Raw genomic sequence first — 26,124 nt, 5'->3', positions numbered from 1 at the left:
ACCTTGATCGACAGCCACACCTACACGCTGACCGATGGCGACGGCACGACAACGACAGCCGTGCTCAACATCACCATTAACGGCACAAATGATGCCCCTGTAATAGACCTTGATGCAAATAACTCCACATCAACTGGTGTGAATTTTGTTACTACATATACTGAAAATGGTGCTGGTATCTCTATTGCTGATACTGATATTGCAATCACGGATGTTGACTCAACCAATTTAGTGAGTGCGGTGATTACCTTAACTAACATGCAAGCAGGCGATTTCCTTTCTACAGGTGCTTTACCTTCAGGAATTACCAGCAATATTGTAGGTAATGTTATAACGCTAAGTGGTAATGCTACTTTAGCTAATTATCAAACGGCTATTCGTGCTATTACGTTTGCTAACGCTAGTGAAACACCAAGCACAACACCTAGAAGTATTAACATAGTTGTTAATGATGGTTATGCTAATTCAAATACAGCTATCACAACAATTAATGTCGTTGCTGTTAACGATGCGCCAACTGCAGTTAGTGATTCTAATAACGTATCTGAGTCTGGCGTTGTATCTGGTAATACAGCGTTTGCCGGCACGCCAACAGCTTCAGGAAATGTGTTAACGAATGATACTGATGTTGATGCAGGCGATACTAAAACAGTGACTGCTGTTAATGGTATATCTGGCAATGTTGGTACGTCGATTACTACGACTTATGGTACCGTAACCATCGCTGCTGATGGTACATACACATATACATTGGATAACACTAGACCAGTGACACAAGCCTTATCACAAGGGCAAAATGTTGCAGACGTAGTAAGTTACTCCATGAGAGATGCTGCTGGCGCGACAAGCACTACGAATCTAACAATCAATATTACAGGCACAAATGATGCACCAGTAATAGATCTTGATGCTAATAACATTACTGCACTTACTGTAACTGGTGGTAATAGCAATGCTGGCACAGGTTTTGTTGGAGGTGATGGTGGCAGTACCCATACTTTGAGCTTTAATGTGGGAACAAATCAGTTGCCAGATACAGTTCGTGCAGTTGCTAATATGACAACTATTGATAATTCATTCACATTGCAAGTGAATGGTTCAGCGATACATTCTTCTACAGCATTTGAATTACAATCAAGTGCATTGGGTGCAGGTGAAACATTCTTACGTTTTGCTGATAATAGTTTTGTTAACTCTCCTTGGGTCGCAAACGATAACGGTTTGCCGCGTTTACAAGTTGTGATTACTGAAACAGGTATTCATTTTTATGCATCTCGTGACACGACTTCAACAACACTTGAAGAGGTGTTCCCGGCTGATGGCAGTTTCACTCTTCCTAATTTTGTAACTGGCATCAATAACATTACATTCTCTAATTTGAATGATGTTAATTTAGATGGTGTCGCTGGTAATATCAATGTTACCGTTGATGGTGTTGCTTACTCATCTACGTTCTTTGAAAATGGCACACCTGTTTCAATTGCTGATGCTGATATTAGTATCACTGATGTCGATAACGTGAACTTACAAAGCGCTATCATCACACTTACTAATGCTCAATTAGGAGATGTATTAGCTGTGGGCTCGTTGCCTGCTGGAATATCTGCGAATGTTGTTGGTAATGTGGTGACACTTACTGGTAACGACAGTTTGTCTGCTTATCAAAATGCAATACGTGCCATCACATTCAGTAGTACAAGTGAAAATCCAAGTACCGCACCTAGAAATATTACTATTGTAGTCAATGATGGTAATGCAAACTCTAACGTAGTCACGGCAACTATAAACGTTATTGCTATTAATGATGCCCCAGTTGGTGTTGCTGATGTATTTAATGGCACTGGTAGCGTAGTTGAAGGCACAACAGTTGTTCGCGGTAACATCCTAGCGAACGATACTGATGTTGATTCTTCTACACTCACAGTAGCTCAGTTTGCAACCAATAGTGGCGCTACGGCAATCAGTGTTAATGGCACAAATTCAATTACCACAGCTTTAGGCGGTACTGTCGTAATGAATGCAGATGGTACGTTCAGCTACACAGCACCAGTACGTAATCATGGTGATGGTGTTTCTGATGTTGATAGCTTTGTATATCGCACGTCTGATGGTAGCCTCAATTCTAATTGGACGACAGTGACTGTTAATGTAACTGATACTGTGCCAGTTGCTAACAGTGATGCCGACAGCGTTGGTATTGGTGGTAGCACAACCGGTAATGTAATAACTGGGGCAGGTGGTGCGACAGCTGACACTCTCGGTGCAGACGCTCCTGTGACGGTTACCAATGTGACGATTGCCGGTGCCTTGTCGAATACACTGGGTGCAGGTAATGTCCGCACTATTGTCACCAATAACGGTACTTTGGTGATTGATCAAGATGATGGTAGTTATACTTACACGTCATCATTATCTAATCGCCAAGTGGTAGCGGGTACAAATAATAATACTCAACAGGTATGGAGTGATGCTGGCATCAGCACTTATGGTTTTGATAATGGCGCAACTCCACAGTCCGGGGCTAACCTAAATGTTTTAAGTTTAGGAGGTACGGCAGCAGGTCTTGTGCGATATCGTAATAATGACGGCGGAGTTACTGATGATGACGGTCTTGGTGTTGAAAACTCATCAGGAACTACCACCTCAAGTAGATTACAAAGCGGTGAATACTTAGTATTAGACCTTGGTGCTGGTTTCGGCACCACTTCAGCGAGCGTGACTCTGACTGATTTAAGTAATGGCGAGACAGCAACATGGCGTGCTTACGATGCAAGTGGTAATTTTATTGCAACAGGTACCATTGTTGGCACCACCGGTAACAATAATATTCAAACTGGCACGATTTCTACAAGCACAGCATTCCGTTACTTGCAGTTTACTTCTGGAGGGGCAACTTACCGTATAGATGGTTTAACGGCATCTCAAGATTTAAGCAGCGTAACGCCGGATGTCTTCACCTACACAATTGCGGATGCGGATGGCAGTACATCTACAACCACGCTAACTGTAACCACAGACTCAACCGTGACAGCAGTTGCTGACAATGCCACCGTATTCGAGGCAGCATTAGCTACAGGTACACAGCCAACATTGACGTCAGAAGCAGTCACTGGTAACTTGCTTGCTAACGATACAGGTGTCAGTGCCACAACCCAAATTACAAGTGTTAATGGCGCTTTACCAGTCGGTGGAGTCATTACTATCAGCAACTCGATCGGTACTTTAACGGTTTATAATCAGGCCACTGGTGGATTTGCTAAAGGGGACTATGTTTACACCTTAAACTCTGCAAGCAATCAAGGAGTGAACGACGCGCCAAGCTTTAACTATGTATTGACTAATACCTTTAACGGTCAAACCACTAACTCAACATTAAATATCAATATTGTAGACGATGCACCAGTCCGTATTGGTGATATCTCACAAACGCTGACCTCACCGTCACTCACTACCTACAACTTGGTATTGGTGATCGACCGTTCAGGTAGTATGGCATTTGATGCGGCAGGGCGCGCTTCTAATGACCCGCAGTTTGACGCAGCTAGTGCACGCATGCTGATTGCTAAAAATGCATTAGCAGAGTTGGTGAATAAATTTGATGGCTTGGGCAACGTTAACGTCAAGATTGTAGATTTCTCTTCTGATGCTACCGAGACCAATTGGTATATCGATGATACGACAGGAGCAATTAACTATATTAATAACATTCAACCTACTGGTGGTACACAGTACACCACGGCATTAAACGAGCTGATGACGGGTTACACTCAGCCTCCTGCTGATAAAACCTTGATTTACTTTGTGACTGATGGCGACCCAAGTGGTGGTTTTGCGCTCACGACAAGCTCTACGCCAACCATTGCGCAGTGGGAAAACTTTGTACAAAACACCTCCGCAGCTGGTAATACATCACCTTCTATTGCCTTTGGTGTGGGGGTTGGCCCATCGGTGAGCCTGACTAACCTATTGCCGATTGCGTATCCAAATAACGATACTGATCCGGCAGATGGTCAGGAGGATTACGCAATTCGAGTAGTCAATCCATCTGACTTGGCAGCCTCATTATTAGCTACTGTAGATGGTGGTTTGGTGGCAGGTACTATTTCAGTGGTTTCTAACGTTGGAGGCACTAGTGGCTTCTTATTGGGTGCTGATGGTGGTAACGTCCAAAGCATCTTGGTGGATGGCGTTACCTATAGTTACGTCTCCGGTGGACCAACCAATATCACCATTAACACTAATAAAGGTGGTCAGTTGGAGGTCGATTGGATTACAAGTACCTACACATATAGCTTGGTGGTGAATGCCACTATCCAAAACCAACAAGAGGTATTTGTCGTAACAGCCGTAGACGGTGATGGCGATTTAGCCAATCTTAATCTGGTGATTAACTTAGATTATATTGCTAACTTAGATGCTAACCGTGACACTATTCTGACCAACGTGACTGCTGGTACCCCGATTAACATCAGTTCAGCCATGCTGCTTCACAACGATACATTGGTTAATGGCACAGGCACGATTACTGGGACTAGCAGTGCGGTGAATGGTACTGTTAGTGGTACTAGCGATATCGTGTTTAACCCAAGTACAACTACGGCTAAAACCATACAGGTAGAAACCGAGGCGTTGTTGAGTGGTGACGTGTATGACAATACCTCATATGCCATGAATAACGTACGTGAAAACGCAGTAGACCTAACCGATAGAACGCGCTACGGCACAGTGTTGCCAGGTGGTCAAGCATGGGCGGTAGATATGGCAGGCAAGACCCAAGTCTTCAATGGCCGTATTGCCAACACCTCTACGATAAAAGATGTGGATTATGTGAAAGTGAAACTGTTTGCGGGCGAGCGCATCTTCATAGACGTCGATAACCAATCGCAAAATATGATCGGCGCCGTGGAGTATTTTGATAGCACAGGCATATTGGTTAGCACAGCTTTAGCAACAACTGGTGGTGCTCCAAATGCTTACTTCACAGCGCCTACCGATGGTGAATACTATATCCGCGTAGAGTCTTCTGCTTCCGGCACGTCGGCCAGCACGAATTACAATCTATTGATTACGCTGGATCAGATCAGCGGTGCAACCGACGAGCATGGCCAATTTGACTACACGCTAAGTTCTGGTAGCGGTACAGCTGGTGCTACTGCTGATATTTACTCAGTATCTGCTACCACTATCCGCGGCGGTGATATCGATGAAGTCATTATTGGCGGTAACACAAACGACACCTTGTATGGTAATGGTGGTAACGATGCAATCTCTGGAGGCGCAGGCAATGACACCATTTATGGTGGTGATGGCGCTGACCGTCTAGATGGGGGGCAGGGCAATGATGTGTTAGACGGCGGTGCTGGTAACGACATCTTAATCGGTGGTGCTGGTAATGATGTTCTGACCGGTGGTCTAGGTAGCGACACTTTTGTTTGGTACTTAGCTGATAGCGGCACAGTGGGTGTACCGGCTAGCGATACCATTACTGACTTCAATACAGCAGCTAATGTAGATAAGTTGGACTTACGCGATTTGTTGCAGGGTGAAACTGCAGTGGGCGTGGGTGCCAATTTGGAAGACTACCTCCACTTTGAGAAAGTGGGTACTGATACTGTAGTGCATATCAGTAGCAATGGTAGCTTCAATAATGGCTACAACCCTGCAGCTGAAGTACAAACGATCACATTGCAAAATGTTGATTTAGTCGGCTCTTATACTAATGATCAGCAGATTATCCAAAATCTTTTGGATAATCAGAAGTTGATTACAGATTAAAGATACGATTAGACCGTTACTTATTTAGTAGTTAGCTTCACTCTTAAACCTTTGGCGACACTATGTTGCCAAAGGTTTTTTTATGATGATTCGTCGAAATGTCATCATTATGTGTAAGTATTGATCATTAATAATAAAGCTTGTTATTTTTTAATGTGTCGAGAAATAGACGTTTTTGCATAGATGCGGCACTGCTTATCGATTGATTTTTAATGATTTAACGTTATGTTTTAGTTATCTCAAAGTAATTTTATTGACGATTATGAATTGTAAATTTTTGTAATGTGCTCTGGTGGCGATGTGTAAATAATTGATAATAATCATTCTTTTATGTAATATCTGCCTTCTTAATAGTTCTCAATAGCCAAAGTGGTAAGAGTTAACCTGGCTTTAGTTTCCTATTTTTTATTCTGGTATGTTTTTTGCTTTTCATTGACATGTTTAAAATCATAAGTTTAAAACATGGCATTTAAGCGTGCCTGACGAAAGCAGTATTTTAGAATTGGGGGAATGTTTTGAATCAGAAGTTTAAGTATAAATTAAGTCATTTGTTGTTGATTAGCCTGAGTGTAATGACAGCAGGTATAGTTAATGCAGCAGAGCCATTAATTAGCTTAAAAGAGATGGTTGAAAAAACAATTACTTCAAATCCTGAGGTTCAAGCTAGGTATCATAAGTTTTTAGAGGCAGGTTACGAGCAAGAAACTGTACGTGGTGGTTTTTTACCACAAGCTGACGTAGTGTCAACATATCGTAAGCAAGAAGAACTCGTAAGAAATACTGGCAATACGCAAATACCTCGAATGAACAACGAGTTGGTTTTAAGGCAAATGATTTTTGATGGTTTTGCAACCAGCAGTGAAGTAAAACGCTTGGGTCACGCTAGTCGCGTTCGCTACTTTGAGTTGCAAAGCACAATGCAAACCACAACATTAGAGTTTATGCGTGCGTATCTAGACACACTGCGGTATCGAGAGTTAATGCAGTTTGCAAAAGATAACTACGTCATACATAAGCAAATGTTCGACAGAATTCAAGAGCGCGTTAATGCAGGGGTTGCTCGTAAAGTTGACTTGGAACAAGCGAGTGGTCGTTTAGCGTTGGCTGAAGCTAATTTGCTGACAGAAACCACTAATATGCATGATGTAACCGCTAGGTTGCAGAGGTTATACGGCGAGCTTCCTCCCGAAACTTTAGAAGTACCTACTATTTCTAGTGCTGGTGTTGAGCCAAGCTCAGAAGACGCACTGAAGGTAGCGTATAAACAAAACCCTGACTTGCTATCAACGATAGAGGATATACAAGCTAAAAAGAATGAAATTAAAACGAATGAATCTCGTTACTTTCCAAGGCTTGATTTGCAAGCACGTAAAAACCTAGGGACAAGTTCTGATGGTCGCTATAGCAATAGTGCTGCTGACTTACTCGAACTAACCATGAATTTTAATCTGTTTAATGGTTTTTCTGACAAAAACTCGATTAATACCGCGGCTCAAAAGCTCAATGGTGCACAAGATATGCGCGATAAAGCATGTATTGATACACGCCAACTGGTCTCTATTGCCTATAACGATATTAAACAATTGACTGAGCAACGCATTTACAGGGCTCAGCATAAAACTTCCATTGAAAATGCACGTGAGGCGTACCGTAAGCAATACGATATTGGTCAACGAACTTTGCTAGACTTACTTGATGCAGAGAATGAATACTTTCAAGCAAAGCGTAGTTTGACAAATACTGAATATGATTTACAGCTAGCTTATGCAAGAACTTATGCTGGCCAAGGTGAATTATTAAACAAGATTGGAGCAAGACGTGGGAACTTACCTGAATATGCACGTGAAGAATATTTAGATAATGAAAGCGTTTGTCACGCAGTAGCACCAGTCCAAATCCAAATAGATAAAGCTGCTTTAGTGGCGGATGCTAAACCATTGGCTAATATCTATCCGTCAATGGCTAAACCAATCACCCCAGTTGCGGTGCCTACGGTAGTGCCCGCCGCAGCGCAAACTTGTAATGTTCAAGCCATTACCGATCGAGTAAACGATTGGGCTAGTGCTTGGCGTCAAAAAGATGCAGATCGTTATTTGCGATTTTATGCAGATAAGTTCTCACCTGAGCCACCATTGGACAAAGCGGCATGGGAAAAGCAACGTCGTCAACGTCTGAGTTCAAATGGTAAAATTGGTTTAAAAATTGAGGATTTACAAGTTAGCTGTGAAGGTGACACTGGAAAAGCTACCTTTAAACAGGTGTACACCTTAACTACGTTTAAAATTAAAAAAGTGGCAGATACTTCTTGTGAGGTTTGTAATATGCAACGTATTCCAACCATTGCTTATCAAGATAATACAAATAAAGAATTGCAGTTCCAAAATGAAAGTAGTGATTGGAAAATTACTCGCGAGTTAGTAAAGTAGCTTAAATAAGTAAGCTAAAAGTAAGTTTAGCTCAAACAAAACGCGCCCTAATGAGATTTGAGGCGCGTTTTTTATGAGTATCTGAGCGTACTAAACATGATTTATTGGTGCTCAACCTACAAAAATGCTATTGAAAATGCAAATGTATAAAAATAATTAAAAAATGATGAAATATTTCTGCAAAATTTTCAGTAATTGTTATAGAATACGCACCGTTGTTTGTTCTACACCTTCCATCCGCCCGGGTGGTGAAATTGGTAGACACAAGAGACTTAAAATCTCTCGCGCGTAAGCGTGTGCCGGTTCGACTCCGGCCCCGGGCACCAAAATTTACTTCAAGCTTTAAGTACTTTCTTAAACAATTTCACTTCTATTCGCTGCTTTGTATTTCACTGTGGTTCCACATTGATATTAGCTATTAAGGTTGCTTAGTCGCACAGCTAAGCCTAGAATAAAATTGATTTACTGAGTTTGCACTTTGAGTAAGCCTCACTCAGTATTTTCTATTGATAACGCTTTTCCTGTTTTTTTGATGATAAGAGGATTGATGCGGCGTATTCTTATATCTGTTTGTTTTATTTTGCTGATAGCAGTAGGTTTTTGGTATTTTACAAAGCCTGTTCCTATCCCAGTGAGTCTTTTTGATGTGCAACCTGGTCTTGTAGAGTCCAGTGTTTCTAATACACGTGCTGGTTCAATTGAAGCATGCCTACGTACTCGTTTGTCTCCAATTATTGGTGGGCGGATTGCATATTTAGGCGTTAAAAAAGGTGATCATGTAAAAAAAGGTCAGGTGCTCATTCGGTTATGGAATGAGGATCAGCAAGCGCAGAGTGCTTTGGCGAAAAAACAAGTGGAAAGTGCGCGTAAACGTGTTGCTGAGACCTGTATCTTGGCTGAAAATGCAGAGCGTGAGGCCATTCGTACCGCACAGCTGCGAGCGCGTGGTTTTATCTCAGAGGCTGCAGAAGAAAAATCACGTTTTGAAGCACGGTCTCGTCGCGCAGCCTGCGTATCTATCAATACAGAAGTTGTGCAGGCTCAAGCTCGCCTTAATGTGGCAAGTGCTGAGCAGGGTAGAACTGTTTTAATAGCCCCATTTGATGGGGTCGTGGCAGACATTGTTGGCGAGTTAGGTGAGTACACAACGCCATCACCACCAGGTGTTGCGACACCACCTGCCATCGATTTGATTGATAACACATGTTTGTATGTTCAAGCCCCTATGGATGAGGTAGATGCCCCTAAGATCAAGGTAGGGCAATCCGTAAGAGTTATGTTGGATGCATTGCCAAATAAAACTTTATTGGGTCATGTGAAGCGTGTTGCACCCTACGTAGTGGCTGTAGAGAAGCAGGCGCGTACGATAGATATTGATGTTTCATTAGATGATCCGAATGACATAAATCAATTGTTGGTTGGGTATAGTGCTGATATAGAGGTGGTCTTGGATCGTCGCGAACATGTGCTCAGGATACCAACACCTGCACTGTTGGAAGGTGGAAAAGTGTTGCTGTACCAAGCGAAAACCAAAAAACTTGAGGAGAGGTTAGTCAAAACTGGGGTAGCTAATTGGGAGTACACCGAGATTATTGATGGGCTTGCACAAGGCGATAAGATCGTCCCTTCTGTTGAGCTTGAGGGGATTAAGTCCGGCACTTTAGTCACCATCACGTCATCTAGGCCATAAGTCTATGGCTAGCGCTGAGGCTCTCATCCGTTTGATGCATATTCACCGTACTTTCTATCTAGGTGATAGTAAAGTAAATGCCTTGCGTGATGTTAATCTAACGATTAATCAAGGTGAATACATTGCGGTGATGGGCCCATCGGGTTCTGGTAAGTCCACACTGCTTAACCTATTAGGGCTGTTAGATCGTCCAGATAGTGGTATTTACCATCTGGCAGGTCGTGATGTGACTACACTTGCACCTGATGAGCAGGCGCAAGTTCGTAGTAAACACATAGGCTTTATTTTCCAGAGCTTTCATTTAGTCCCTAGATTAACTGCTGCGGCAAATATTGAGCTGCCGTTGATACTTGCAGGTATTAACCCTGATGAGCGTGTACAACGTGTGAAGCAGGCGATTCATGAATATGGGCTTGATGATCGTGCACAGCATCGACCAAATGAGCTTTCCGGTGGTCAACGTCAGCGTGTAGCCATTGCGCGAGCAACAGTGATGAGGCCAACTTTATTGCTAGCAGATGAACCTACTGGTAATTTAGATAAAGTGACGGGTGAGGAAGTGATTCATTTACTCGAAACATTAAACCAACAAGGCGTTACGCTAATTGTTGTGACGCATGATCAAGCCATTGGCGCACGTGCGCACAGACAGATTACGATGGATGATGGCGCAGTAGTCACAGATACGATCAATAATTCTGAGTTAATCACTGGATGAGATTAACAGATACCTTGCGCTTTGCTAGTTATGCTGCAATGGGGTCTTTTGTAAGAACCCTGCTGTTAGTACTTGCGATGTCAATTGGCGTGGCTTCTGTCGTTGTCTTGACCGCACTAAGTGATGGTGCCAGACGTTACGTGGTTGATGAGTTTTCTTCTATCGGTACAAATTTAGTGATTGTCTTGCCCGGGCGATCAGAAACACGTGGATTCAATCCAGCAAACCTTGTTACCAGCACACCAAGAGATTTAACCGTCAATGATGCAGAAGCATTGTTGCGGCTATCTGGCGTTAAGTTGGTTTCTCCTCTATTGATTGCAACTTCTGAAGTTAATGCATCAGGAAAACTGCGTGAATCAATGCTGGTTGGCACTAATGCCGATTACATGCAATTGCGTAAACTCAAGTTATCGCTTGGCAGATTTTTATCAAAGACTAGTTCAAAAGGTGGTTCTCCTGAGGTGGTGTTGGGAGCGTTGATAAGAAAAGAGTTGTTTGGCACCGAAAATCCGATTGGTAAGACTGTCAGAATTGGTGATAAAAAACTCAGAGTTGTGGGCGTCTTAGCTGAGGGAGGGCGAGGCATGGGAATGAGTAGTGATGAATTACTGATTGTACCTATTGCAATAGCTCAAACCATGTTAAATACCAATACATTATTTCGTATTTTAATTGAAGCTCAAAGTCGTGAGCAGATTGATACAGTGAAGACCCAAGTATTAAAGACTATCATTTCACGGCATGAAGGTGAGGAGGATGTGACCGTTATTACACAAGACGCGGTGCTAGAAACTTTTGACAATATATTAAATGTGTTAACGCTTGGCATTGCCGGTATCGCAGCAATCAGCTTAGCGGTTGCAGGCATTTTGGTGATGAACGTCATGCTCGTTTCGGTGACACAACGTACTGCTGAAATTGGTTTGTTAAAAGCTTTAGGAGCAACCTCTTACTCCGTACAGCAGTTGTTTATTGTAGAGGCATTACTGCTTTCCACTGCTGGTGCTATTGTCGGCTTGGGCTTAGGGTATCTTGGCGCTGCATTTTTACGTTATTTGTATCCTGTATTTCCTGCTTATCCACCGTTGTGGGCAGTATTCGCTGGCTTGGGAACAGCATTGGCTTCTGGTTTAATATTCGGTGTGATGCCCGCTAGAAATGCCGCAAAATTAGATGCTATTCAAGCGTTGTCTAAAAGATATTGATGAACTCAGTCAATTATTTGAGCTTGATAGCTTGGAAAGCGATTTTTTAAAAAAGTAATGATGTTAATCAGAGACTCCGTTCAGTTTGCTATTCAGGCAATCATTGCGCATCGCTTACGTAGTTTTTTGACTATGCTGGGTATCGCAGTGGGTATCTGGTCGGTGATTTTACTCACTTCGATAGGTGAAGGTGTGCACCAATATGTATTGGCTGAATTTACTCAATTTGGTACCAATGTGATTGGTATTTCACCCGGAAAAGTTAAAACTGGTGGTCAACCTCCAACAGGGATTCCATCGACAGCGCGCCTCCTAACGATGGAAGACGCTACTTCACTTAAGCAGTTGCCGAATGTTATTGGTGCAACCCCAACCGTCTGGGGTAATTCAGAGCTATCCGCTAATGGCCGGCTGAGACGTTCAACCATATATGGTGTTGATGCAGACTTTACCAAAGTGTTTAGCTCATCTGTGCGTATTGGCAGTTTTTTGCCAGCAGACAATATAGGTGGCTCGCGTGCTTTGATTGTGTTGGGTAGTAAATTGCGCAAAGAGCTTTTTGGCCAAAAAAATCCGTTAGGCGCTCGTGTAAAAATTGGTGGCTTACATTTTCGTGTGATAGGGGTAATGGCGCCTAAAGGGCAGTTTCTTGGAATAGATCTCGATGATACGGCGTTTATTCCTACAGAGCGTGCATTGGAGTTGTATAACCGAGAAGGCCTAATGGAAATTCATGTTATTTATAAAAAAGGAGCGGAGTCTTCTGATGTCGCATCCGCTGTTAAATCTAGATTGAAACTGCGTCATGGTGCAGAAGACTTTACGGTGACCACGCAGGAAGATATGCTAAAAACACTTTCAAATGTACTCAATATCCTCACTATCGCAGTAGGTGCGCTAGGTGGAATTTCATTATTGGTTGGGGGTGTTGGGATTGTTACCATCATGACCATTGCAGTGACGGAACGTACTAATGAGATAGGGTTGATGATGGCGCTTGGTGCACAGCGTATAACCGTATTGTTTTTGTTTTTGGGAGAATCTGTTGTGTTATCTGCATTAGGTGGAGTATTCGGTTTGTTATTCGGGGTTGTCACCGCTCAGTTGATGCAATGGCTGTTGCCTAGTTTACCTGTGCATACGCCATGGAGCTTTGCATTGATTGCATTACTTGTCTCTGGCATGATTGGATTGTTAGCTGGCGTTATGCCCGCTAGAAAAGCCTCAATGTTAGATCCAATCAACGCCTTGAGGGCTGAATAGAGTGCGGTAAATATCTCGCGTGTAAAATGACACTATCAGCATATAATAATGTGCCAGATATAAATGCTAAATGATTGATATTGTGGCAGTAGTGCTTGAATATATTGAATAGATAAGAAAAGATGGAACAAAAAAACTCTCCTATTGAAGCTGCACGCCAGACCTTAATACAGTTAATGCAACGCAAGTTGCCACCTACTCCTGATAATTTCCGTAGTGTCTACGATGAAATTATGGGAATACAGTCCGTTGATAAGTCCGCAGAGCTTGGTAAAACACTCGAAAAAGTATTAAATCAAGCTGGTAAGCAAAAGCCAAAATATATTGCAATTGCACAAGCGATTAATCCGCTAATAGAAAAAGGGGATTGGCCAAAAGTAGAAGAGCAGTTAACCAAGTTGTTTCCATCCGCTGCAGCTGGTGTAGAGGAAGCAAATTGGTCTGTCGTTATTCGTAATCTACTCAAGCAGTTAGAAGTTAGTCATAAAGGTGTAACGCTAAGTCGAAAAAAAGAAGGCTTAAGCAAGGTTTTAGTCAACTTTGCCAGTGACTCCGATGTTTTAGCACAAAAAATTCAGTCATTAATTAGCTCTTGGGGCTTAAGTGGCACGGCAGATGCTGTGACATCTTTAGATGCTGCAATAGAAGTACCAGCGGTAACAACGGGTAACCCACCGCAAGCTAATAATGATAGCCCACAGCAAAGCATATCTAATACTTCTACTTCTGTTCTAAACTCTACGCAATGGCGTGACATGCTTTTAAGAGCATTTGAGTTGGTGATTATTCCTAATTTAGAGGCTGTACCCGAGATACATCAAAAAGCTGTGAATTTGCTGAGCCGTATGCGAAAAGCAAGTAATGAACAAAGTTTAACCATATGCGCGGCAGATTTAAAATCAATCTTATTGTCGCTAGAGATGCAACGTGATCAGCAGAGCCGCATCCATGAGTCATTATTACAACTTCTCCGCCTAGTGCTTTCTAGTATGGGGGAGATGGTACAAACCGAAGATCAGTGGTTGTACGCACAAACAACAGTGATTAGTGACATTGTGTCTAAGCCAGTGAGTCTGAATACACTATACGATGCTGAAAGTAGCCTTAAAGAACTGGTTTATAAACAATCTCAGATTAAACCTGCACTCACGGAAGCAAAAGACACCTTAAAGAAGATGGTGACTACGTTTGTCGATAGATTAGTAGAAATGACGGAAAGTACCAGTGATTACCACGATAAGATTGAAGCGTATCAACAGAAAATCGCAACGACAGATAATATTGGTGAATTGAACGTCTTACTCAATAGCATTCTTGATGATACGCGCTCGATTGGATTAACTGTACAACGAACTCGAGACGAGTTCATGAACAGTCAGAAGCAAGCGATAGCCGCAGAAAAGCGTATTCAAGAGCTTACTGCTGAGCTGGATTATATTGGCCAAGTGGCGCATCAAGATTATTTGACTGGGGCATTGAATAGACGTGGGATGGACGAGGCAATTGAGCGCGAATTTAATCGTGCTGATCGTCATAACACAGCACTATGTATTGCGATGCTTGATATTGACCACTTTAAGAAGCTTAATGATACGCTAGGGCATGCAACTGGTGATGAAGCATTAACACATTTGGTCAAAGTGCTTAAAGATGTATTAAGGACAACCGATGTGTTGGCACGTTACGGTGGTGAAGAGTTTATTATTATCTTACCTGACACGCCGCAGGATGAAGCTGTAAAAGTGATCACACGTGTGCAACGTGAGCTCACTAAAAACTTTTTTATGTACAATAATGAGCGGGTATTGATTACATTTAGTGCTGGTGTCGCAGAGCGTGCGCTAAACGAGGCGCCAGAAGCTTTGATACCACGTGCAGATGCTGCCTTATATAAAGCGAAACATAGTGGAAGAAATCAAGTCGTAGGTGCAGACACCCTGCCTGACGTTGTCGTTTAGTTCTTTTAAAGATTGATGACTAGTTAGTAGCCAAAACGTACAACGGCAGGGAGGTTTTTCAGTTCTTCGTCGTTGTACAATCTGCCGCGTGTGATAAATGACATGCCTGATCCACAATCTAAAGAAAATGAGCCGCTAGAGCCGGGAACTGCATCTAGTATCGTGTGCGTATTTTCTGAAAACGAAAAATGGCTATCTCCCATATAAAAAACAGCACCTGATATTTCACCTAGCACAACATCAGACGGACTAGGTTTGAACTCATTGGCAGGCATACATAATGGTCCGCTACCTTCACAGCAACCACCAGATTGAAAGAATATAATTGGGCCATGAGCAAGCGTAAGCTGTTGAATCAGTGCAATTGCCGAAGGTGTAGCAGAGACGCGTTCTATCATGATATAACCCTCAAAAAAAGAGGCGGGGTTAGCCGCCTCTCTGTGTTAACTATTTAGAACCTCAGCATGTAACATGGTGGGAATTCTAAAAAGATTAGCGATAAACCTAAATATTAGAAGAAACCTAATTTTTTAGCGTTATAGCTTACTAAAAGATTCTTAGTTTGTTGGTAGTGATCTAACATCATTTTGTGTGTTTCACGGCCAATACCAGATTCTTTATACCCACCAAAAGCGGCATGCGCAGGGTAGGCATGATAGCAGTTAGTCCAAACGCGACCAGCTTTAATGCCACGACCCATACGGTAAGCACGGCTACCATCGCGTGACCAGACGCCAGAACCCAAGCCAAATACTGTGTCGTTAGCAATCGCTAATGCTTCAGCTTCATCTTTAAAAGTAGTCACAGCTAGCACTGGGCCAAAAATCTCTTCTTGGAACACGCGCATTTTGTTATGGCCTTTAAGTAAGGTTGGCTGAATGTAATAACCGTCAGCAAATGCACCGCTTAATACATTACGCTCACCGCCAATTAATACTTGTGCACCTTCTTGTTTACCAATGTCCATATAAGACATGATTTTGTTCAGTTGGTCTTGAGACGCTTGCGCACCAATCATCGTATTAGGGTCTAGTGGGTTGCCTTGTTTAATTGCAGCAACACGTGGAAGTACACGCTCCATGAACTTGTCATACACCGACTCTTGAATCAAAGCACGTGACGGGCTGGTACAAACCTCACCTTGGTTAAATGCAAATAGCACTAAACCTTCAACCGCTTTATCAAAAAAGTCATCATCAGCAAGCGCGATGTCTTCAAAGAAGATATTAGGTGATTTACCACCTAACTCTAATGTTGCAGGAATCAAATTAGCAGCAGCAGCTTGCGCAATGACACGGCCTGTTGCGGTAGAGCCTGTAAATGCAATTTTGGCGATACGGCGGCTGTTGGCAAGTGGTGCACCTACATCACGGCCATAACCATTGACAATGTTAATTACACCAGGCGGTAGAATGTCTGCAATCAACTCCATTAAAATAAGAATACTGATCGGCGTGAACTCAGCAGGCTTCATTACTACACAGTTACCCGCAGCCACTGCTGGCGCTAGTTTCCATGCAGCCATCAGAATAGGGAAGTTCCAAGGAATGATTTGGCCAACAACACCTAATGGTTCATGAAAGTGGTAAGCAACTGTATTCTCATCAATTTCACTTAAGCTACCCTCTTGCGCACGGAGGCAGCCTGCAAAGTAACGGAAATGGTCAATCGCTAATGGGATGTCGGCATTTAGCGTTTCACGAATAGGTTTGCCGTTGTCAATTGTTTCAGCAGTCGCTAATAGCTCTAAGTTAGCTTCTAAACGATCAGCAATTTTTAATAGTAAGTTAGCACGTTGTGCTGGGGCTGTACGAGCCCAGCCGTCTGCCGCTGCGTGAGCTGCATCTAGTGCTAATTCAATATCTTCAGCACCAGAGCGAGCCGCTTGCGTGTAAGGTTTGCCTGTAATTGGTGTAATCACATCAAAATACTCACCTTTAACTGGAGCTACCCACTTACCACCAATAAAATTATCATATTTAGCTTTGTAAGGTATCTTTACGCCAAGACCTTTTAATAAATCTAAACTCATGCCAACTCCTATAGTTTTTCTATCGTTAATATAGTGATTCCTGTTGTTAAGCCTCTATTATTTATCAATAAACTTTATTCTTCTTATAAATGCTTAAAGTGCTTGTAAATAAAAGGGTTTCGTAAACACTGCCACCTCAAAACAATAACCCTAAGGCGCGCGCAAATCAAGCATTAGTCGACAGCAATTATAAAATTAATGAATTTATTGAGACAAGAATCCATGATTCAATCTTTATAAATTTTTGTGTGTTGCTTTCCACATTCTAAGACGTAGTATTTGATCTTTGGTTTCAAAGTAATTTGATATGTTGATTGATTTAAAAATAGAAAAACACAGATGCTTAAGTTATAGTGTAATTATCGATTTTAGAAAACTGCATTTTAATGTTCAAATATGTCAGCTAACTTAGCAAACTCACCAATATTTGCACGTGGATTTTGGGATGGTTTATTTAATCCAACTTCTTTGAGTTTAGGAAAGGCCATCTTATCAATATTAGTTGTTGCTGAGACACTGGTCAGTTTTTTTTGGATATACACCTTGTCAGGTCTTGGTGAGGGTTATGCCGTTATTGCAGCAGTTCCATATTTTTACCTAGTTATTTCCTATCTTAGTTTATTCATTTTTTATCATTCTAAGCGCTTTGAGTATTTCACCTTTACACAACTAGTGATGCTGTTGGTCATGCCTTTCTTTATGCAATGGGTGATTGGCGGGTTTGAGGCGTCTAGCGGTGTGGCAATCTGGGCAATCTTGTCACCAGTAGGCGCATTAATGATTTTGGGTACCCGTCAATCCACACCGTGGTTTTTGCTTTTTATCGGATTGGCATTTCTTTCTTGGAAAATGAACAATTACTTTGCTGTGAACGCAATGCCCATTCCGAGTGACGTTAAAGATACTTTTTTCTTGATGAATATTACGGGAACCGCCGCAATCTTGTATGGTGTTTTACGTTTTTTCCAAGCGCAAAAAGAGCGCATTATGCATTCTCTTGAAATTGAGCAGGCCAGATCAGAGAAGCTTTTGCTCAATATTCTGCCAGCACCTATCGCACAAAGACTAAAAGCGCATGATATGCGTATCGCTGATCATTATGAAAGTGTGACAGTGATGTTTGCTGACTTAATTAACTTTACGCAAATGTCGGACAAAATGTCGCCTACACAGTTGATTGATTTATTGTCCGAAATATTTCTAAAGTTTGATCAATTGGCCGATAAATATCAAGTTGAAAAGATTAAGACAATAGGTGATGCTTACATGGTGGTTTCTGGCGCACCTGTAATATGTCCAGACCATGCTCACCGGATTATTGGCATGGCGCTGGAGATGCAAGTTGTGCTAAAAGAACTGTCGGAAAAAGTTGGTATTGATTTAGGCATGCGAATTGGGATTAATAGTGGCCCAGTGGTTGCTGGCGTGATTGGTAGCAGTAAGTTTAGCTATGACTTATGGGGGGATACTGTCAATATGGCCAGCCGCATGGAGGAGACTAGTTTGCCAAATACGATTCAAGTGTCTACAGAGACAAAAAACCTGCTATCGCATGATTATCCGTTTTCATTGCGCACAGGCGTAGAAGTGAAAGGTAAAGGCATTCTAGATACGTATATTTTGCTGAACCAAGCTAGGTAATCTAGGAATAAAAAAGCACAGCTACGTAGGCTTTTATCTTGAATTGCACTATAATTCGCTCCCTAACGGAAGAGTGGATGAGCGGTTTAAGTCACCACCCTGGAAAGGTGGCATAGGGGTAACCTTATCGCGAGTTCGAATCTCGCCTCTTCCGCCATATCAGTTTGTTGTCCGGCGTCATTTTTTTAAGTATATCTAAACTTAATTCTCTACATAAGAAGTTATCTATTCATGATTTTACGTACCTGTCATTCATGAACAGTGACAGTGTGATTTTTTGATGAAGGTTTATAATAAACTTACTCGAACAAGAGATGATGTCAGTTCAAAACGAATACTTAGGAGATATATTATGTGGACAACACCAGCAGCGACAGAAATGCGTTTTGGCTTTGAAGTTACTATGTACGTAATGAACAAGTAATTATTGACAGATGTACAGTAATTAAAATTAAAAAACCCAGACTAGTGATCTGACCCCTAAAAGTTGGACATTAAGCTTGGGTTAAAAATAAGGACTGATTTCTGTATTGCACAGGACTCAGTCCTTTTAATTTTGTCTTAATTCTTTCGTGATTGTAATACCAGATATATTCCTTTAGCTCTTTAATGAAATCATCTGCATCTGTAAATTTCTTGGTGTAGTAAAACTCAGATTTAAGCACTCCAAAGAAACTTTCCATTGCAGCATTATCTAAGCAGTTACCTTTTCTTGACATGCTTTGACTTAACCCGCGTGCTTGTAACGCTGCTTGATAGCAAGACATCTGATACTGCCAGCCCTGATCCGAATGTACCATTGGTTTTTCATGTGGCTCTAGTCTGCTGATGGCCTGATGAAGCATGATGCCCACCAAACTATATTGCGGCCGTTGCGCCACGGCATAGGACACAATCTCTCCGTTATACAAGTCCAGTATAGGGGAGAGATATACCTTGTTACCCAAGATGTTGAACTCCGTCACATCGGTAACCCATTTTTCATTGGGTGTCGAAGCCTGGAACTGCCGCGCTAACTGATTAGGTGAAACCAATCCAACCCGCCCACGATAAGACTGATATTTCTTTACGCGCACAATCGATTTAAGCTTCAGCTCTTTCATCAACTTTAGGACAGTCTTGTGATTAATCCCATACCCCATCTGCTTCAATACCAAGCAAATACGGCGATACCCGTAACGACCTTTATGTTGGTGGTAGATTTCTTGAATCCTGGATTTCTCAGCACAGTAACGCTCCGGTAAGTTAACACGCTGCTGTCCATAATAGAACGAGCTCTTAGGTGTACCAGTTGCACGTATCAAATCCTGAGCCATATGATGTGGCCTTAATTCAGCAATTATTTCTGCTTGTTCTTTTCTTCCAATTGCTTGCGCTGAATCAAGGCATCGAGCTTTTTTAGATAAGCATGCTCCGTACGTAAATAACGTACTTCTGCCAATAGTTCTTGATGCGTCATTTCTTCCAGAGGTTTCTCTGGCGGTGTGGGTGGTTTGGACATCGCCTTAGCTCGCCCCCTGGGCTTGATAGAAATTGCTATCCTACCGCTTTCATAAAGCATTTTCCAGCGGGCAACAGTGGTCAATGCCGGAATGTTAAAGTGTGCAGCAGTTTGTCTGATTGACAGCTTCTCTGCTCGCATATGCTCAATGACAGAACATTTAAATGCTAGAGAATAGTTGGGATTGGGTTTCTTGATTAGCGCCTCAGCGCCATGATGATTGTGCAGCGCTATCCAATTGCGAACTGTACTCTCTTCAACTTGGAATTTATTTGAAGTTACTCTGTAGCCCACTTTGTTTAGAAGGTAATACTCAACAACAGACAGTTTAAATTCATACGAATATTTAGCCATAAAAAACTGCACCTTAATAAGTTAGGCATAATGTCTAAATTTTTGGGTGCAGTTCATAGTCTGGGTTTTTTTATGTCCGCTGGTGGTGGGCTAGCCACATATTTAGTTTAGCTATTTTTTTCACCTCAACGATATACTTACGTTTGCTTCTATCATTTATATTTCTTGCACAACGATGTTAAATCCCAAAAAGTTACTACATAGTAAATGGACAGCCGTTCATCCTATTAATAAAGAAAAGCATTTTATAGTCACCAAAGTGATGTTGCCTGAAGCACCTATGGTTAATATTGAGTACGTTGAGCTTGAGGCTGTGCACTCAAAGCGAGTGCAAATATTGTGCTGGGAAGCGCTAAAAGATGTGAGCGTTTGGAAACAAGGTTGGTAGCATCCTGTTGGCCGTGCTGGATAGTAACTGGCCTTAGTGTGGCAAATTGTGAGTAAAGCAAAATAATGACTGAGATTGAAAGATTAAAAGCAGGAGCAACCAAGGGATGCTTTCAAGCACTTTCATTTAAGCAGCCTTTTGCATGGTTGATTGCGAACGGATATTTGATGGTGGACGATCGCACATGGGGGACGACTTATCGTGGTCCTATATTAATACATGCAAGTAAAGGTTTGTATGATGTCTATTATGATTATCTGAAAGCAAATACTGACATCCCATTGCCAGCCAAAGAGAAGCTGGAGTTTGGTGGTGTAGTTGGCGTTGCAGACTTGATACTTTGCAGTCGGCCAGGAGAGTTACCTGAATCAACTAGCCTTCAACATCGTGCACAATTTCAAGGTGTTGATAGTAAGCACTATGGACTTTTATTTGAACAGCCTAAGCCTTTAGCGTGGGGGTGTAAATAATTTTGTGTAAACGTCATTTTGCAGGAAACTGCTATTTTCAGGAATGGAATAAAAATGACGATACCAAAAGTATTACCCAATGATCTAATTGATAGCTTATTAGCTAACTATAAAAAACCAGAAGACCTGATTGGTGAGAATGGTCTTCTCAAGCAACTCACCAAAGCACTGGTTGAACGTGCGCTGCAAGCTGAGATGGCTGAACACCTTGGCCATGACAAACACGAAGCAGTAATGAATGGCACTGGCAATGCCCGTAACGGTAAAAGCCGTAAGACGCTCAAGGGTGAATTCGGTGAATTGCCTATTGAGATTCCCCGTGATCGTGATGCCAGTTTTGAACCGCAACTGATTCCTAAACATCAAACACGCTGGACAGGCTTTGATGACAAGATCATCTCCCTGTACTCGCGTGGCATGACGGTGCGTGAGATTCAAGGCCACTTGGCTGAAATGTATGGCACTGAAGTGTCACCTACGCTCATTTCATCGGTCACTGATGCTGTGGTTGAAGATGTGAAGCAATGGCAGTCTCGCCCATTGGATGCTATTTACCCAGTGGTGTATCTGGATTGCATCCATGCCAAAGTACGAGATACCGGTGCGGTCAGGTCTAAGGCAGTCTATCTTGCCATCGGCATCAACATTCAGGGAGAGAAAGAAGTATTGGGGTTGTGGATCGCCCAGACCGAAGGTGCCAAGTTCTGGCTAAGTGTTGTGACTGAACTCAAGAATCGAGGGGTACAGGACATTTTCATTGCCTGTGTGGATGGTCTAAAGGGCTTTCCTGAGGCGATCGAAACTGTCTATCCCAAGGCAACGGTTCAATTGTGTATTGTGCATATGGTGCGTAACAGCTTGAATTACGTGGGCTGGCAGAAGCGTAAGCTTGTGGCTGCTGATTTAAAGCGCGTTTATACCGCGTCAACGATTGATGAAGCAGAACAATATCTGTCTGAGTTTGAAGTAAGATGGGATGATGCCTACCCACCGATTGCACAATCCTGGCGCAGCAACTGGGCGCGTATCATACCGTTCTTTGATTACCCACCAGAAATACGCAAAATCATCTACACCACCAATGCGATTGAATCGGTGAATATGAGTTTACGTAAAGTGACGAAGAGCCGTGGTTCATTTCCAAATGATGAAGCTGTGATGAAATTGTTCTACTTGGCGCTGCAAAACATCAGCAAGAAATGGACGATGCCACTACGTGATTGGAAACCTGCTTTAAATAGGTTTACTATTCAATTTGAAGAGAGGATGCCTCAGCAGTAATCAACCGACGTTTACACAAAATTCGGGACACCCTCTTTAGCGTTGATGCCATGTTCCGGAAAACTTGGAATTTTTGAGATAGATATTGATGCGTTATTAAATGCACCACCTCCAGCCCAGGCTGAGTTATTTTAGTAGGTAGAAACTATCGGTTTTTAATCTTAAATGTATACGCAATACCTAGCGTCGTCACCGCAGAGCTTTTAAATGTATCGTGTTTAGACTATTGCAAGCCTAGATTATGATCTTTAATTAATTCTTTATATTCTTTTTCGTTGTAATCAAATACTCATCAATTATTTTTAGTTGTAAAAGTTATTTGGTAGACTGTCTATTTATACCTAGCTCTATGTATTGGTTTAGATGCTAGCTAAACATGATAAGGATTATTATGGCGAATTGGTTTGAAGACAATGCCCAATCTATTGGCAATACTCCGCTGGTTAAATTAAATAGAGTGACAGATGGAGCTACTGCAACAGTACTTGCCAAGATAGAAGGGCGTAATCCAGCTTACTCTGTAAAGTGTAGGATTGGTGCCGCCATGATATGGGATGCAGAGGAGCGTGGTTTGCTCGGCTCGGGTAAAGAGATTGTAGAGCCCACAAGTGGCAATACAGGCATTGCGTTAGCCTTTGTGGCCGCAGCGAGAGGGATTCCGCTTACACTGACAATGCCTGAAACCATGAGCATTGAGCGGCGTAAGTTACTAGTTGCTTATGGTGCAAAACTTGTACTTACTGAGGGAGCAAAGGGGATGAGTGGCGCTATTGCCAAAGCTGAGGAAATTGCAGCGTCAGATCCTAATCGCTATGTGTTACTGCAGCAATTTAAAAATCCAGCGAATCCTGCCATTCATGAAAAAACCACAGGACCTGAAATATGGAATGCCACCGATGGAAAGATTGATATTTTAGTTTCTGGTGTAGGAACTGGCGGTACCATTACTGGTATTTCACGTTATATTAAAAATACAGAAGGTAAAGCGATTACCTCTGTAGCAGTAGAGCCGGCAGCAAGCCCTGTGCTCAGTCAAAAACGGGCAGGTGAAGAACTTAAACCAGCGCCGCACAAAATACAAGGGATAGGCGCTGGCTTTGTTCCCGAAATATTGGATATGACACTGGTGGATGAAATCGCTCAAGTGACCAATGAAGAGGCTGTGCTTTACGCCCAGCGTTTGGCGAAAGAGGAAGGGATTCTTGCGGGCATTTCTTGTGGCGCAGCAGTTGCGGCAGCTGTCCGCTATGCAAAAGTACCAGAAAACTCGGGCAAAACTATCGTTGTAATATTACCAGACTCAGGTGAGCGTTATTTAAGCTCTATACTGTTTGATGGTTTATTTGATGATAAGGGGATTGCGCTGTAAAGAAATAAGGCAGTTTGAATCGTTTCGCCGGTCTGCAGTATTTGATGTTAAGTACTCATCGACTTTGCTGATTAGCTTAGGGAGATGAGTGCTCAACAAAAATCGATATCTAATTAAACTGCCACCATCTCTTTTCTTTAAATGCAGACGCAATAGTTGGCTTTAATTCATCTTTCTTGATAATATCAAACATTCTTTCTCTAGATCCATTTGGGGTATATAGTACTTTAATACCACGCTTTGTGGCGTGTTTCTTCACTTTATAAGTGATGGAATGATTCACCCACTTTGTCACCAATACAATCACTTTGGTGCCTTGTGGAATCATTTTATTTGCATCACCACCGTTTCTACCTGACCAATGGTGAATGTTGCTTACTCCATAGTTGCCAAGCACCTCTTTAATACCCTCGACTTGGTCGCCACCTACAATTAATACTGAACTCATGATGAGAGTCTCCTGTTTGATAGCCGCACTAAATTTTGTCTGGTACGGCTCTATATTGCTAGTTTGAATGATGTGTCAATGCTTTTATTTTTCGCATGCCTTCGATGATTAACTTTACTAAGAATAATCACGATGGAAATACTGTAGCGTTTTCTTATAACAATTAAAAATAATCTATATTTATATTTTTATAACTTAATGGAATATAAATGTGCGCATAAGCACATGTACGTTCATGTTGGATAGCAAGAAGCTCTTTGCTTGAATGTGAGTGGGTTGATTGAATATTAAGGTGATGATAAGAGTTGCTTAAAATTGTTTCTATTCCTAGATATCCAAGTGTTGCAGCGACTTAGCAGTTATATCCCCATGCCTCCCACAATGTTATCCACAGAAATTGTGGAGTGTTGTTAGCTGATAGATATCGGCAGGGTAGATGCAAACATACTGCTGATTTGTCACACAGTTGATTAAATCAACGCATTGGATAGCTTGATATAAACATATAATAAATATGTTATCTATTTAATGCGCACGAATATCATGACAAACCCACTATTACCCCCAGAGCAGATTGAACGCTTGTTTGACTCGTTAGATCGTATTGCTTCAGCACTTGAGGCCTCACCATCAGCACAACATCAGCAAACAACCGATTTTTCTCAGGCATTTGCTTACCGCTGGCAACGTAGCCATGGCATTCATCATGCGCCGCATTTAATACCAGTCACTGCGCCGCAACTCATTGCGTTTGACCAGTTATGCAATATTGAGCTGCAAATAGAGCGACTTTATCAGAACACATTGCAATTTTTGCACGGTTACCCAGCGAATAATGCCTTAATGACGGGAGCGAGAGGTACGGGCAAGTCATCTTTAGTGCGAGCCTGTTTACATGAGTTTCATCAGCAAGGGCTACGCTTAATAGAGGTTGAAAAACAGCATTTGGATGATTTACCTCTTATCATCGAGCTGGTTTGTCAGCGCCCAGAACGTTTTATTGTATTTTGCGATGATTTGTCTTTTGAAGATGGCGAGCATCACTACAAAGCTTTAAAAACTGTGCTTGATGGTTCTGTTGTAGGTGCGGCTGCCAATGTGTTGATTTATGCGACCTCGAATCGTAGGCATCTAGTGACTGAAAAAATGGTAGATAATTTAGAGCATCGTAAAGATCACCAAGGTGAGATACATCCAAGCGATAGTTTGGAGGAGAAAATTTCACTGTCTGACCGTTTCGGCCTGCGTTTGCATTTTTACAGTTTTAGCCAAGATGAATATTTAACAGCGGTGAGCCAATGGGTGAAAAGCTTTGGTTTCGCTATGAATGACAGCGTACGGGATGAGGCACTACATTGGGCAACTGAGCACGGGTCTAGATCTGGCCGTATTGCTTCACAGTTTGCACGTGATTATGCAGGGCGCACTTTGTTGAAAAATGAAAAACTACTTTAGTGCATTGTTCATGGCTATAGATGGGTAATCTCATGAATAAGCTGTATTTAAAACAAGATTAAGTAATGTTACTTTGTTTAAAAATGCTTCTTTTTAGCGTTTTCCATATACACCAGTTACTTAGCGCGTGTATCCCCATGCACCCCA

18 protein-coding genes and 2 tRNA genes are annotated in these 26,124 nt (G+C 42.1%); 16 read left to right on the top strand and 4 right to left on the bottom strand.

Features of this window, described 5'->3' with window-relative positions; all coding sequences use genetic code 11:
• Positions 1-3 precede the first annotated feature (3 nt).
• From A391_RS0110005 to A391_RS0109970, 8 genes are all read left to right on the top strand, one after another.
• A complete protein-coding gene (locus tag A391_RS0110005) occupies positions 4-5,775 on the top strand; it encodes a type I secretion C-terminal target domain-containing protein (protein ID WP_157261347.1) in 5,772 nt (1,923 codons plus the stop codon).
• A 572-nt stretch (positions 5,776-6,347) separates the two neighbouring features.
• Positions 6,348-8,201, top strand: coding sequence for a TolC family outer membrane protein (locus A391_RS0110000; protein WP_088177627.1), 1,854 nt, complete (start codon positions 6,348-6,350; stop codon positions 8,199-8,201).
• A 239-nt stretch (positions 8,202-8,440) separates the two neighbouring features.
• A tRNA-Leu gene (locus A391_RS0109995) sits at positions 8,441-8,527 on the top strand.
• A 221-nt stretch (positions 8,528-8,748) separates the two neighbouring features.
• Positions 8,749-9,891, top strand: coding sequence for an efflux RND transporter periplasmic adaptor subunit (locus tag A391_RS0109990; RefSeq protein WP_019899125.1), 1,143 nt, complete (start codon positions 8,749-8,751; stop codon positions 9,889-9,891).
• Between the two features lie 4 nt (positions 9,892-9,895).
• The gene (locus A391_RS0109985; RefSeq protein WP_019899124.1) at positions 9,896-10,609 is read left to right on the top strand and encodes an ABC transporter ATP-binding protein; all 714 of its coding nucleotides are present in this window, start codon (positions 9,896-9,898) and stop codon (positions 10,607-10,609) included.
• A complete protein-coding gene (locus tag A391_RS0109980) occupies positions 10,606-11,817 on the top strand; it encodes an ABC transporter permease (protein ID WP_019899123.1) in 1,212 nt (403 codons plus the stop codon). Before A391_RS0109985 ends, A391_RS0109980 begins: the two co-directional genes overlap by 4 nt.
• A 60-nt stretch (positions 11,818-11,877) precedes the next feature.
• Positions 11,878-13,080 (top strand): ABC transporter permease, encoded by a 1,203-nt coding sequence (locus tag A391_RS0109975; protein ID WP_029144117.1) that lies wholly within the window; start codon positions 11,878-11,880, stop codon positions 13,078-13,080.
• Positions 13,081-13,202: 122 nt separating this feature from the next.
• A complete protein-coding gene (locus A391_RS0109970) occupies positions 13,203-15,038 on the top strand; it encodes a GGDEF domain-containing protein (RefSeq protein WP_019899121.1) in 1,836 nt (611 codons plus the stop codon).
• Between the two features lie 23 nt (positions 15,039-15,061).
• On the opposite strand, the gene A391_RS0109965 is transcribed toward A391_RS0109970, so the two are convergent.
• Both A391_RS0109965 and exaC read right to left on the bottom strand, forming a co-directional pair.
• Positions 15,062-15,436 (bottom strand): DUF779 domain-containing protein, encoded by a 375-nt coding sequence (locus A391_RS0109965; RefSeq protein WP_019899120.1) that lies wholly within the window; start codon positions 15,434-15,436, stop codon positions 15,062-15,064.
• 113 nt (positions 15,437-15,549) lie between these two features.
• Complete coding sequence (gene exaC, locus A391_RS0109960) at positions 15,550-17,070, bottom strand: acetaldehyde dehydrogenase ExaC (protein WP_019899119.1); 1,521 nt, start codon at positions 17,068-17,070, stop codon at positions 15,550-15,552.
• A gap of 396 nt (positions 17,071-17,466) precedes the next feature.
• On the opposite strand from exaC, the gene A391_RS0109955 reads away from it, so the two are divergent.
• The 3 genes from A391_RS0109955 (at position 17,467) to pqqA (ending at position 19,135) form a co-directional block, all read left to right on the top strand.
• Positions 17,467-18,711 carry an adenylate/guanylate cyclase domain-containing protein gene (locus tag A391_RS0109955; protein ID WP_019899118.1) on the top strand — a complete coding sequence of 415 codons (1,245 nt, stop codon included), beginning with the start codon at positions 17,467-17,469 and terminating at the stop codon, positions 18,709-18,711.
• Positions 18,712-18,778: 67 nt separating this feature from the next.
• A tRNA-Ser gene (locus A391_RS0109950) sits at positions 18,779-18,868 on the top strand.
• 195 nt (positions 18,869-19,063) lie between these two features.
• Positions 19,064-19,135: a pyrroloquinoline quinone precursor peptide PqqA gene (pqqA, locus tag A391_RS14710; protein ID WP_012777389.1), complete on the top strand. Its 72-nt coding sequence runs from the start codon at positions 19,064-19,066 to the stop codon at positions 19,133-19,135.
• A 70-nt stretch (positions 19,136-19,205) separates the two neighbouring features.
• On the opposite strand, the gene A391_RS14405 is transcribed toward pqqA, so the two are convergent.
• A protein-coding gene (locus tag A391_RS14405; protein WP_088177625.1) for an IS3 family transposase occupies positions 19,206-20,566 on the bottom strand; the annotation gives its coding sequence in 2 pieces (ribosomal slippage) (positions 19,206-20,113 and positions 20,113-20,566; 1,362 coding nt in all).
• A gap of 175 nt (positions 20,567-20,741) precedes the next feature.
• On the opposite strand from A391_RS14405, the gene A391_RS0109935 reads away from it, so the two are divergent.
• From A391_RS0109935 to cysK, 4 genes are all read left to right on the top strand, one after another.
• Complete coding sequence (locus A391_RS0109935; protein ID WP_019899116.1) at positions 20,742-20,954, top strand: TIGR02450 family Trp-rich protein; 213 nt, start codon at positions 20,742-20,744, stop codon at positions 20,952-20,954.
• A 65-nt stretch (positions 20,955-21,019) separates the two neighbouring features.
• Positions 21,020-21,424, top strand: a complete 405-nt coding sequence (locus A391_RS13930; RefSeq protein ID WP_019899115.1) for a hypothetical protein — start codon at positions 21,020-21,022, stop codon at positions 21,422-21,424.
• A gap of 54 nt (positions 21,425-21,478) precedes the next feature.
• Positions 21,479-22,705, top strand: a complete 1,227-nt coding sequence (locus A391_RS0109925) for an IS256 family transposase (protein ID WP_019897592.1) — start codon at positions 21,479-21,481, stop codon at positions 22,703-22,705.
• Positions 22,706-23,096: 391 nt separating this feature from the next.
• Positions 23,097-24,074, top strand: a complete 978-nt coding sequence (cysK, locus tag A391_RS0109920; protein ID WP_019899114.1) for a cysteine synthase A — start codon at positions 23,097-23,099, stop codon at positions 24,072-24,074.
• A 109-nt stretch (positions 24,075-24,183) separates the two neighbouring features.
• On the opposite strand, the gene A391_RS13925 is transcribed toward cysK, so the two are convergent.
• Positions 24,184-24,522 carry a DUF2325 domain-containing protein gene (locus tag A391_RS13925; RefSeq protein ID WP_019899113.1) on the bottom strand — a complete coding sequence of 113 codons (339 nt, stop codon included), beginning with the start codon at positions 24,520-24,522 and terminating at the stop codon, positions 24,184-24,186.
• A gap of 543 nt (positions 24,523-25,065) precedes the next feature.
• Here A391_RS13925 and A391_RS0109910 point away from each other — a divergent pair.
• Entirely contained in the window at positions 25,066-25,977 is a 912-nt protein-coding gene (locus tag A391_RS0109910) for an ATP-binding protein (RefSeq protein ID WP_051089123.1), read from the top strand.
• Positions 25,978-26,124 lie beyond the last annotated feature (147 nt).

The organism is Methylotenera mobilis 13, assembly GCF_000384255.1.
Lineage (GTDB): Bacteria > Pseudomonadota > Gammaproteobacteria > Burkholderiales > Methylophilaceae > Methylotenera > Methylotenera mobilis_B.
The sequence above is the reverse complement of the archived record's forward strand: the minus strand, read 5'-3'. Positions and strand labels throughout refer to the sequence as shown.

What these genes read in the sequence shown, in the direction of transcription:
- A391_RS0110000 (WP_088177627.1), top strand. Translation starts at nt 6,348, where the DNA reads ATGACAGCAGGTATAGTTAATGCAGCAGAGCCATTAATTAGCTTAAAA.
- A391_RS0109990 (WP_019899125.1), top strand. Translation starts at nt 8,749, where the DNA reads ATGCGGCGTATTCTTATATCTGTTTGTTTTATTTTGCTGATAGCAGTA.
- A391_RS0109985 (WP_019899124.1), top strand. Translation starts at nt 9,896, where the DNA reads ATGGCTAGCGCTGAGGCTCTCATCCGTTTGATGCATATTCACCGTACT.
- A391_RS0109980 (WP_019899123.1), top strand. Translation starts at nt 10,606, where the DNA reads ATGAGATTAACAGATACCTTGCGCTTTGCTAGTTATGCTGCAATGGGG.
- A391_RS0109975 (WP_029144117.1), top strand. Translation starts at nt 11,878, where the DNA reads ATGTTAATCAGAGACTCCGTTCAGTTTGCTATTCAGGCAATCATTGCG.
- A391_RS0109970 (WP_019899121.1), top strand. Translation starts at nt 13,203, where the DNA reads ATGGAACAAAAAAACTCTCCTATTGAAGCTGCACGCCAGACCTTAATA.
- A391_RS0109965 (WP_019899120.1), bottom strand. Translation starts at nt 15,436, where the DNA reads ATGATAGAACGCGTCTCTGCTACACCTTCGGCAATTGCACTGATTCAA.
- exaC (WP_019899119.1), bottom strand. Translation starts at nt 17,070, where the DNA reads ATGAGTTTAGATTTATTAAAAGGTCTTGGCGTAAAGATACCTTACAAA.
- A391_RS0109955 (WP_019899118.1), top strand. Translation starts at nt 17,467, where the DNA reads ATGTCAGCTAACTTAGCAAACTCACCAATATTTGCACGTGGATTTTGG.
- A391_RS0109935 (WP_019899116.1), top strand. Translation starts at nt 20,742, where the DNA reads ATGTTAAATCCCAAAAAGTTACTACATAGTAAATGGACAGCCGTTCAT.
- A391_RS13930 (WP_019899115.1), top strand. Translation starts at nt 21,020, where the DNA reads ATGACTGAGATTGAAAGATTAAAAGCAGGAGCAACCAAGGGATGCTTT.
- A391_RS0109925 (WP_019897592.1), top strand. Translation starts at nt 21,479, where the DNA reads ATGACGATACCAAAAGTATTACCCAATGATCTAATTGATAGCTTATTA.
- cysK (WP_019899114.1), top strand. Translation starts at nt 23,097, where the DNA reads ATGGCGAATTGGTTTGAAGACAATGCCCAATCTATTGGCAATACTCCG.
- A391_RS13925 (WP_019899113.1), bottom strand. Translation starts at nt 24,522, where the DNA reads ATGAGTTCAGTATTAATTGTAGGTGGCGACCAAGTCGAGGGTATTAAA.
- A391_RS0109910 (WP_051089123.1), top strand. Translation starts at nt 25,066, where the DNA reads ATGACAAACCCACTATTACCCCCAGAGCAGATTGAACGCTTGTTTGAC.